Annotated in this window: 9 protein-coding genes and 2 riboswitches; all 9 genes read right to left on the bottom strand. The window is 38.2% G+C overall.

The annotated features are described in order from the left end of the window. Window positions 1–326: 326 nt before the first annotated feature. Complete coding sequence (locus EF384_RS08885; RefSeq protein WP_233570084.1) at window positions 327–665, bottom strand: oxidoreductase; 339 nt, start codon at window positions 663–665, stop codon at window positions 327–329. A 34-nt stretch (window positions 666–699) separates the two neighbouring features. Further along, entirely contained in the window at window positions 700–1,572 is an 873-nt protein-coding gene (locus EF384_RS08880) for a hypothetical protein (RefSeq protein WP_123781263.1), read from the bottom strand. A gap of 95 nt (window positions 1,573–1,667) precedes the next feature. Then, window positions 1,668–2,342: a thiaminase II gene (gene tenA, locus EF384_RS08875; RefSeq protein ID WP_123781261.1), complete on the bottom strand. Its 675-nt coding sequence runs from the start codon at window positions 2,340–2,342 to the stop codon at window positions 1,668–1,670. Next, window positions 2,308–3,147 (bottom strand): bifunctional hydroxymethylpyrimidine kinase/phosphomethylpyrimidine kinase, encoded by an 840-nt coding sequence (gene thiD / locus EF384_RS08870; protein ID WP_123781258.1) that lies wholly within the window; start codon window positions 3,145–3,147, stop codon window positions 2,308–2,310. Before thiD ends, tenA begins: the two co-directional genes overlap by 35 nt. Window position 3,148: 1 nt before the next feature. After that, entirely contained in the window at window positions 3,149–3,814 is a 666-nt protein-coding gene (gene thiE, locus EF384_RS08865; RefSeq protein ID WP_123781257.1) for a thiamine phosphate synthase, read from the bottom strand. Continuing rightward, on the bottom strand, window positions 3,801–4,622 hold the full coding sequence (gene thiM / locus EF384_RS08860; RefSeq protein ID WP_123781255.1) for a hydroxyethylthiazole kinase: 822 nt from the start codon (window positions 4,620–4,622) through the stop codon (window positions 3,801–3,803). The genes thiE and thiM overlap by 14 nt, the downstream gene beginning before the upstream one ends. A gap of 65 nt (window positions 4,623–4,687) precedes the next feature. Further along, a riboswitch (TPP riboswitch) is annotated at window positions 4,688–4,795 on the bottom strand. A 48-nt stretch (window positions 4,796–4,843) separates the two neighbouring features. Then, window positions 4,844–4,951: riboswitch (TPP riboswitch) on the bottom strand. Between the two features lie 43 nt (window positions 4,952–4,994). Next, window positions 4,995–6,014 (bottom strand): Eco57I restriction-modification methylase domain-containing protein, encoded by a 1,020-nt coding sequence (locus EF384_RS08855; RefSeq protein ID WP_123781252.1) that lies wholly within the window; start codon window positions 6,012–6,014, stop codon window positions 4,995–4,997. Then, window positions 6,014–9,277 (bottom strand): DEAD/DEAH box helicase family protein, encoded by a 3,264-nt coding sequence (locus EF384_RS08850; RefSeq protein WP_123781250.1) that lies wholly within the window; start codon window positions 9,275–9,277, stop codon window positions 6,014–6,016. The genes EF384_RS08855 and EF384_RS08850 overlap by 1 nt, the downstream gene beginning before the upstream one ends. Before the next feature lie 2 nt (window positions 9,278–9,279). Further along, window positions 9,280–10,191, bottom strand: coding sequence for a restriction endonuclease (locus tag EF384_RS08845; RefSeq protein ID WP_123781248.1), 912 nt, complete (start codon window positions 10,189–10,191; stop codon window positions 9,280–9,282). Window positions 10,192–10,333 lie beyond the last annotated feature (142 nt).

Here is a 10,333-nt window from a genome sequence, read left to right as displayed (position 1 = left end):
AATTTTGATTGAAATATATCATGGGAACAGATGTTAAAGGACTGAAAGTGTAGTTCCTTAGCCGTGAAAGAGGATGCAATCGAGACCTTGGCTCGATTTCAAATTGAAAGACCTTGGCTTTCAATGGTCCCACGGCTCACAAGAAACGTACACTGTAAGGACGAAAAATCTATGATTTTAATTTTTTGTACCAGCCTCTGCTTTTTTATCTCGAATTTCGAGTTAATTGGTAATTATTTCGTTCACAATACAACAAAAGGGGTTGGAACTATTTGTCCCAACCCCTGAATGAATTTATTGAAAATATTTTTAGTTCAATGGAGAAATTAGTAGTTACCTTCGATTGAACCTAATTCTTCCCCAAAGTTCTGTTTGTCTTCTTCACCAACAAAGTGCATGTCAGCGCCTAACATTCCTAAGAAGTTAGCGAATGCAGGGTTGATACCTAATTCTTCCATATCGTTTTTGTCTAGCGTATAACGAATGGTATCTTCTTGGCCTGCTTCAACTTTTTGCACCCATTGTGGTTCACGGATTGATTCGCGACCTAAAGCAACAAATTCAATACCCGCATCCATTACTTCTTCAGCTTGTGCTGGTGTTTCGATTGAACCAACTGAAATTAATGGTACGCGACCGTTTACAGCTTCTTTGATATGTAACACGATTGGTGTTTTGTCTTCTTTATTGTTTAAAGATTTACGCCATACGCGTATGGATTTCTGTCAACCCCTTATAATGAACGCTGATATTTTGAATCCTATCATCCGTCCCTTGGCCATCAAAGACAATTAGTTCATACATTCCTAGCGTATCGCGAATGAGATCGGATAAATCGATACCATCAACAATGAAATTGGCACATAAAGACCCCTCATACCGATACCTTTCCCCATCAGTATTGGTTAACTCAAGTTCCCAAGTCCCAATATCTGTTGCCCGGATTTCATCATAGGGTTTGCGAAAATACGACGCCACCGCTTGGAGGATTTTGTCCGTTTGCGCTGCGGGTATATGCTTTTGAAATTTTGACCCTGGGCTTTCTTGGTTTGGATCCTCAGAAACCAAAAATGATTGGAACCATAGGCCACCCTTATTATTAAGGGTCAAATTTTGTTGATAGGTTTCTCCCACACGAGGCGGGTTGAAATAGGACATGTTATTAGATGAGATTTTCATTTTTCTAAGTGTCCCTCGAAAAGCAAATGGCGTCAGTTGTACCAATCTGCTAAGTCTGTACAAAGCCACTTTGAACCATTGGCGCATGGTGTCAGTTACATAAGGTGTTCCCTGAAAAGCCCAGTATGCGTAGTGGCGCCAAGCAGAATAGATAGCTGCACCCAAAATTTCTTTATCATTTACCTCATAAATCACATCTTCCAAGTTCTTGACGTTCAACCAATCTTTCAGGTAATGATGTGCAAATGACTGGCCCTGATCCATCACAAAACCCAATTGTTGGCATTCATTTCCCAACTTTTCATCAAATAAATCATCATAACTTGTATCCGGATTTTGAAAAAGTGCCAACCATTTCTCCGCAAAAACACCCACTAAAGCTACATCTGCCACTATCCTGCACCTCCCAATATCTATCAGTATTTTATTACCCCAAGTATAGTATATTTATCCGAAATGTACCGATAAATTGATGCAAGTTATTCACTTTATTGCATTTGCCAAGACATTTCCCAAAATGCCAATTCATAGCGGGAACAAGCTGTAAAAATAGCAACCAAGTGGTCGATTTGGGCATCCGTGTAATGCTGTGATAGACGATTTAAACTCTCAATCAAGGTCTGATTACTTGCTGCATAGGTGTCTGAACCATAGGCTTGAATCCAAGAACCATAGAAATCATCATGAATGGCATCCGGATTATGGCGCATGATTTCTTTGGCAATCATTTCATAACTGTAGGCACAAGATAGAATGGCTGCTAAGATTTCGACCTCAGTTTCCTCATAAGCCACTCGCAACATGTATGAGGTATACGAAAGATTATCCAAAGACGGTTGGATGGTGTCTAGTTCTTCTTCTGTAATATCCAGTTGGGCCATAAAGCCGTTATGAACATTCAATTCTGCCGAAATTCCAGCAATTGATTGGGCAAATAGATTTATATTGTCAACATTTGTCGCCTTAGCTAGGCCAATGGCAAATACTTTTGTATAGTCTTTCAAGTACCAAAAATCTTGCATGATGTAATAGCGGAACTTTTCTCTGTCTAAACTGCCCTCCCCAATTCCCGTCACAAAGGGATGGTCATTGTATGCCTTCCATATTTCACGCGTAGCTTCGATTAATTTATCGGTTGTTGTCTGTGATGTGATTGATGTCATTGTCTGCCTCCTCAGCAAATTGCCCTTGCAAATCAAAATGATGGTTCATTGGTCCAGAGCCCGTTCCAAGGTCTAACATATCCGCTAGCGCTGCTGATAAATAGGCCTTGGCGCGCGTTACTGAAGTAGCCAAATCGTAGCCCTTAGCTAAATTTGAAGCAATGGCACTCGATAAGGTACAGCCCGTTCCATGGGTATTCGGATTATCGATGCGTCGCCCTTCAAACCACCGGCAATGGCCGTCTGCATATAAGACGTCATTAGCATCATTAATCGCATGCCCACCCTTCACTAAGACGGCACACCCATGCGTGTCACCAATAATTTTCCCAGCCGCTTCCATGTCATCTGCGTTTTGAATTGCTACACCTGCCAAAAGCGCTGCCTCTGGAATATTGGGGGTTACTAGGGTCGCAAGAGGTAACAAGTCTGCCGTTAAGGTTTCCACCGCATCTGTCTTCATGAGCGATGACCCAGACGTCGCAACCATCACGGGGTCGAGGACAATATTTGTTGCCTTGTAAAAACGCAGGCGGTCACCAATGACACGAATCAGTTCTGATGACGACACCATACCTATTTTGACAGCACCCGGGTAAATATCTTCGAACACAGCATCAATTTGCGCTTGCAAAAATGCTGGCGAAGCCTCTTCCACGCCAAATACCCCTGTCGTATTTTGGGCGGTCAAAGCCGTGATAGCTGTCATCCCGTATACACCATTCATGGTCATGGTTTTTAAATCTGCCTGGATGCCTGCGCCACCAGACGAATCGCTCCCCGCAATTGCTAAAGCCGTCTTCATATTATTGTCCTCCTTCATTATTCAAATCACTATCTACTACGTGCTCAGCTAAAATTTTTAAATCCCTAGATGCCTTCTCAATATCTGATGCCCCAAAAATGGCCGAAATAATGGCTACACCTGCGATGCCCGTTCCGGCTAATTGCCCTATATTTTCATGATCAATGCCCCCAATCGCAACGACGGGAATATCAACCGCTGCACACACTTGGCGCAAGCCCTCAATCGTTAAGACATCCGCGTCGTCCTTAGTCGCAGTTGCGAACATGGCACCATAGCCTAGACAATCCGCCCCATTTTCGACAGCTATTAGTGCCTCAGCTACCGAATGCACGGACACCCCAATCAACATATCGGGTCCCACCCGTTTCCGCACTAAATCGCTCGCCATATCTTCCTGACCCACATGAATGCCATCCGCCTGACAAGCAATGGCAACGTCCACATTATCATTGATAAAAAGCGGAATATCGTAACGTTGGCACAAGTCTTTGATGATAAGGGCCTCCGCCAAAAAGGCTTGGTCATCCATGGATTTTTCCCGCAACTGGACACAGGTCACCCCGCCCTTTATTGCGTCCTCCACCTGGTCTACTAAACTTTGCTTGCCGGTCCATCTTTGATCAGTCACGGCATATAGGCGCAAATCCGATTTAATAGACTTCATACTTAGCACCGCCTTCCAATTGGTCACCCGTCATGTGATAAATAGCATCGATGATATAGTTACGGTAGCTCGCATTACCGTCGAACCCTGTTAAACGGTCGTGGGCAATTTCCCCAGCTAATCCCATCACCATCACCGCGGCTGCACTTGCTTGTAAAACCTGGTCCGAATTTGCTGCGATAAATGCTGTGGTTAAGGCGGATAATTGGCATCCGGTGCCTGTAATAACCGACATCATGGGATGACCGTTGTAGATACAATAGGCTTTTTCCCCATCTGTTACGATATCAATAGCACCCGTAATGACCACTACAGACTTACTTTGTCTAGCAAAAGATTTAGCAAAATCGACTGCTTCAGACAAATTTTCGCTTGTAATCTTATCCGCTATATCAACGTCAACACCCTTGGTAGTCCCAGTGCCAGATGCCAAAGTTTTGATTTCAGACATATTGCCCCGAATGACCGTAAAATTAATAGCTTGCATTAAAGATTGGGCTGTTTCCGTACGTAAAATGGATGCCCCTGCCCCGACAGGATCCAATAAAACTGGATGTTGTAGGCGATTGGCTTCTTTACCGGCATTTAACATGGCAGGGATAGTCCGTGTGTTCAAGGTACCTATATTGATATTGAGCGCCTGACTAAGACGCGTGATGTCCACTACTTCATCTGCTTCGTCTGCCATAATCGGTGATGCACCCACAGCCAGTAATATGTTGGCACAATCATTGACGGTAACATAATTGGTAATATTGTGGATGAGTGGCGATTTCGTACGCACATTTTCGAAAATTTTTTTAAACATATGACGCCTCCTTGTTATTTCATAACAACAAAAAGCGGACAGATACCTGTTGAAGTATCCGCCCGCTTACACGCAAAATCACTTCCTACGGTGGCATTATCCACATCAGGTTTAAGGGTCGAAGTTACATCACTTCCTCTCAGCCTGCACCACAAGCTCCCCCGAAAAAATATTCATCAACAAAAACAGGAGCCACCCCATCCGGATGCCTCCTGCAAAAAATCTAAGTAAAAATGATTTCCTACGTCGGCATTACCCGCATCAGGTATAAGGGTCGAAGTTGGATTACTTCCTCTCAGCCTGCATCACAAGCTCCCCTGTTTTATTGGTTCATTATAACGTTAATGGTTGAAGTATTCAATATGCCACCTCTTAATCCATTAGTTTTACTTTATCTTCGATAAAAGTTATTTCTTCATCAGATAAATCATATTTTTTATAGAGCTGCTGATCTATTTCTGAAATTGATTTTGTCCAGTCAATATCTGAATCAGCAGTAAAGTCTTGTAAAGGTACTTTAGACCAAGTCGATGGGTTATTGTCTTGTGTGATTTTTAAAACACCTAACATTGTTCTACAAAATTTAGTTTTGATATAGTTTAATGCATTATTGGCCTCATTCTCACTATTGAATTTACCTATAGAAATAAAACTCTGAGTGTGCCCGATTACGGGGTGCCCGATTACGGGTGTAGATAACACTTCCCCGATAGCTCCAGATCCATTTGATTTTGGTAATATCACTTTCCATTTATATAAATTTGGGTGAGGTTCAAGATATTCGCGCTTAATAAATTTATGAACTCTTCTATTCTTTATTAATCCCAAAATTTCAATATCATCTTTCGATAATTTAGAGTCTGAGAAAATTTCGGGTAAATTAGAAAATATTGACGTTGTTAACCTTTTTTCTTTTCCATTGCTTCCAATCTTATTACTAATTAACGGAAAATCACTAACTAAAGTACTTAAATTAAGTTTTTCTTGCAAATAAATAATCGGTACAATGCTTTCAAAAGAACTTGATAACGTCACTTTATTTACTATTTGGTTTAATTCGTTAAAACTTGTAAAAGTACCGATTGGACCTAGATGTCTTTTCTCATCTCTATATACTATAGCAATTCCACCTTTGATATCAGTATTTGCAAATACTGTAGATGAATCTTGTACATAATTAACAACTTTTAGATGAACATCATTTAACATTTTTAAATTCCATGATTTAGGTGTTTTTCCTGCATTAAAAAGAAATCGAGCTGGTGATATCAAGATATATTGCTCAGCAATTTTCTCAGATAAATCATAAAAGGTATTGTAAATCGAGGCATCACTTGTATCTTTTAAATCTTCTTGATATGGCGGATTTCCTACAACTACATCAAATTTCATTATTGATTACCTCCAAATAGTTCATCCAGTTTCGCTTCAAAATCGCCTTCACTCTTGGCATAAGGTGTTGTATCTAACAACACAAGATGAGATGTATCAATATTTTCTGCTCTTTTATCAAAACCAAATACAAAGTTCTTAGCGATATTATAAATTATTTCGCTAGGTGCAAATCCATACACTTGATGCTCTAAAATATGTTTTAAACGCTCTTCTTCATTTGGAATGATCTCTTCGAGTCCAATAAACAGTCTTTTCACTATCTCTGTTAAATATAATCCCGATTTAACATATAGGTCTGCAAAAGTTTTATCAGGATCAGAAAAAATACCAGGATTTTCAACTTCTAGTTGATCAATCATCATAATAACGACTTTCTTTGGCGTATAGATTTGATTCGTTTTTTGTGGTGGGATGTAGTCAAAAATGTCTTCTTCTTGATTTTCATCAAAATAATTTGATAAATCAGCGCGTTTTTTTAAGAACTCCTGACAAGATTCATCGAACACAATCGGATCAAAGAAATGATATGTATCTCGCAATTGTCTGAATTGTCCGAGTGTAATCCCAGTAACTTCTTTGAAAACTGAATCATCTATGGTCAAATCGAAATTATCTAAATTTGTCGATTCTTCACCGTAAGCCATTAAGAATGAAGGAATAGTTCTAGCAAAGCCGCGTAAACGAGCACGAACTTCATCTTCTACATGATTTTTCTTCTTGTTCTCATGCACTTTAAGAATGTTTTCCGTGGATTTTTGCGCAATTTCTGGCAATTTTGCTACAACATTGTCCTCGATACTTTGTTTTTCTTCTTCATCAATTTTTTGCGTCATCTCTTCAAACGCCTTTTTAGCTTTCGTTATTTTTTCTTCATTTTCTTTGGCCTCAGCTAATTCTCGTTTATATTCGACTTGTGCTTCATTATGTTTTATTTCAGTATTTTTGGCTATTATTTCAATGGTTCTTGCTATTTTTGCTTTTTCTTCTTTAATCACACCATTTGTAGCAGTTTTAGATATACCAATATCCTTTGCAACATCCTCTAATCCCGGACGCAAAGTTTCCTCAACTAATTCAGTAACTACTTCTTCATACTTGTCATTACGATTACTATCAATTGCATTATCAATTTTTGATTTGATTTCTTCATATAATTTGTCACCGAAATGGGCCTTAGTGGTCGCTATCGTAATCGTAGGGTCAACTACCACACCACCATCTTGGTCAACTTGGACATTTTGCGTATCAATAGGCGAATCAGTAGGATTAGGTTTATATGTTCCTTGAGCCACTGGGTTTAATTGTTCTAATATTTCACGTGCGCCGGCTGAAGCAAAAATACCTGATATATTTTGGAACAATAAATTAGATATAAAGCCACGTTTGACAACTTCCTGTGCTTTAATGGACTTCGGAATTGTCATTACCTGATTCGCATCAAGCTCAATCATCTTGCCATCATTATCTTCAGCAATTACTGGGAAGAAATTTAATAACTGCTTGATGTTTTCTTCCCGCTTATCAGTGGTCCCCCCACCATTTACTGTTTGTCGTGATAGATTATTCGCAAATTCATCATAAATAATCAAGGTACGTTCAGGCGCAAAATCGAATACATAAGCATTTTGCTTTTGGTATACTTTTCCATCTTTTTTGTAAGTCCATGGATTTTGAGCTCTAAATGCTGCCTGCATATACACACTTGGAGATTGTAAATTGGAGAGCATTAAAACACCCGTCCATTCTGGAACTGTAACCCCTGTTGTTAATTGGCCTACAGATAATGTAATGGTTTTATCGTTATTGTTGATAGCTTCTCTCACGCGTTCCAAGGCTTTAGTATTAATAATCTGATCATCTTCAGTTTTTCCGTCCCCAGCAGCGACAATGATATGGTAATTTTCGAATACTGGATGTTTCTTCAATAATTTTTCAAGCGCTTTAGCAGAAGCAACTCTATTTAAATACCAGAAAGTATGTTTCAATTCGTTTCTAAGTTCTGGCGTTGAGAATGGGTATTTTTCGTTATGCGTTAAGGTATCTAACCATTTGATAATGTCACTTTCATGGATGAATTTGCCAGCCTCATTCGTTTCAAAAAATTCATTTAAATCAAATGCATAATCTAAATTCTTTCCTTCAATATCAGCACCTTTATTTACTTCATCTGTTATTGCTTGACTCATCTGATATGAGAATAAATTCAATTGAGGTAAGGCATTATATGGATTTTCCTCATCCCAATCAGGCTGCCAATGTTTTTTTGCAGTTTGCTCGTCAGCGTAGGTCCAGTTATAGATCTGTTCTTCCGTAAAATCACCAGATGCGATTGCCTTGAAAGGTGTACCTGATAAATATAAGGTAAATTTACGTTCTAATTGATCAAATGCGACATCAGTAATTATTGTATCGATACCTTCATGGCTTTCATCAATAACAAGTAAATCCCATTTCAGGTTTTTAATCCAATTTAATTTATCATGCTTACCGCCAAATGAAATTGCCCCTTTTAAGTCTTGCAAGGAAACAAAGGTAATCATTTTTTCTTTAGGATTTTCTGAGTCTAATTGTTTGAGATATTGTTCTCGAGAAAAGGCAGGTCGATTTTTTAATGATTCATTATTCGATAGGAAAACATAGTCCGTTTGCCAAGCAATAAATTTTTCAAAATCATCAAACCATGAATTTGCGATGGCTGGTCTGTTAGTAACAATTAAAACTTTTTCAGCTTCTAATTTTCTTGCTAAATCATATGTGGTAAGTGTTTTCCCAAAACGAGGTTTAGCATTCCACAAAAAGCGTCCGCCTTCGTGTTTTCTTGCATAAGCCAAAGTTTTTTCAACAGCCGACTCTTGTTCAGGGCGTAAGACATATTCAGCTTCCTCTTTAATCTGTTTGAAATTTTGTTTTTTAAAATCATTTAAGTCATCTAATGATTTTTTTGGTGTACCGTTATAATAAAACCATTCCCGTTTACCACGTTGTGGCACTAACTTATATTTTCTTAAATATGAGTGAAATTGTTTGTCTGTAAAAAAATTATCTGTTCCATCAAAAAATGCTGGTTGCACCCATAATTCGTCATATTCAAGTTGAATTGCGGCTGTTTGCGTTTGTTCTTTAATTCGTTGTTCAGCATCTTCACGTTCAGTATAACCAATTTTTATCCAACCAATATTTTCTTCAATTGTTGGTAACGTATATGCATAGATTTGTGGATATATTAATTTAGTAGTTTTAATCCCGTTGTTATTCCCCATACCTACTTAACTCCCTTATCAAAAAACTCCATCTTATCTAATTCCCAATTCATTATTTTTACTCGTTTACCTGGTTTAATAATCCATTGTTCCACTGATTCTTCATCCTCAAATAAAGATAATTGTACTGTCGTTACTAACTCTCTTTTTTCAGATAATGGAATAATATATTTCAACCCATCCATTTGGAATACGTTATAACTTATAATTTTGGCAATATCTTCAAACAAACCCGCTAACGGTTCCTCAGACCATTTATCAAAATAAAAATCCCTATAGGTATATAGCAAATTCTCCCTAGCTAGAAATAAAGAATCTCCACTCCATTCAAACCCATAACTGGATTTGTATGCGTTTTCAACTAATCGTTGCCATTCAGCTTTATCGTCTATTTCGCTATTAATTCTACGGAGTTTTCTATCGACAAATCCTACTCGTTCATCTAAGGAAATGATTTGCCCTGTTTCCATATCATAGCGAGTGGCCATATATGGTGCTTCCCCACATGTTATTTCCAGCCATTTACGCCCGACATAAGTTTCTAGATCATCTTGCGCATAGTCCTTATCTACTTCATCATTCTGTAATTTCACTACCCAAGTAGGCGTAAAAACTTCTGCTTTGTCTCTCGTTCGTTTTTTTTGAGTTTCTGTAGATTTTAAAGCTCGAGGTTTAATTATTTTCCCCATTGCACCTGTAATCAATTCACGTTTCATTTCTGAAGTCGGTGCATACGCAGCACTACCAAATTTCACATAATTTTCATTAGCCCAAATTATGTTTTTAATCTTTCGAGGAGTCGTTTTGGTTCTATCAATTAATAAAAAATCCAAAATCTTTGGGTACTGTTCCCAAATAGCATCTTCTGAAATATCTGTACTATTATGGTCTTCTAATTCATCTGTAGTAGACATTTTCAACCTCCCCTCTTTATCATTGTTCTTTATACTTATTAAAGTATATTCTATCATGTTATAGCAAATTTAGAATGAAATAGACAAAAATAATTCATCTTTCATAAGTAATTTATACCTACCTGAACAATTCATACTTTTC

Origin of the sequence: Aerococcus agrisoli, from assembly GCF_003797145.1 — a bacterium.
GTDB classification, from domain to species: Bacteria; Bacillota; Bacilli; order Lactobacillales; family Aerococcaceae; genus Aerococcus; species Aerococcus agrisoli.
Note: the sequence above shows the minus strand (reverse complement) of the source record. Positions and strands in the feature narration are given on the sequence as shown.

Coding starts and splice junctions, on each gene's coding strand:
- EF384_RS08850 (WP_123781250.1), bottom strand. CDS start 9,277: ATGGGGAATAACAACGGGATTAAAACTACTAAATTAATATATCCACAA.
- thiM (WP_123781255.1), bottom strand. CDS start 4,622: ATGTTTAAAAAAATTTTCGAAAATGTGCGTACGAAATCGCCACTCATC.
- EF384_RS08855 (WP_123781252.1), bottom strand. CDS start 6,014: ATGAAATTTGATGTAGTTGTAGGAAATCCGCCATATCAAGAAGATTTA.
- thiE (WP_123781257.1), bottom strand. CDS start 3,814: ATGAAGTCTATTAAATCGGATTTGCGCCTATATGCCGTGACTGATCAA.
- thiD (WP_123781258.1), bottom strand. CDS start 3,147: ATGAAGACGGCTTTAGCAATTGCGGGGAGCGATTCGTCTGGTGGCGCA.
- EF384_RS08845 (WP_123781248.1), bottom strand. CDS start 10,191: ATGTCTACTACAGATGAATTAGAAGACCATAATAGTACAGATATTTCA.
- tenA (WP_123781261.1), bottom strand. CDS start 2,342: ATGACATCAATCACATCACAGACAACAACCGATAAATTAATCGAAGCT.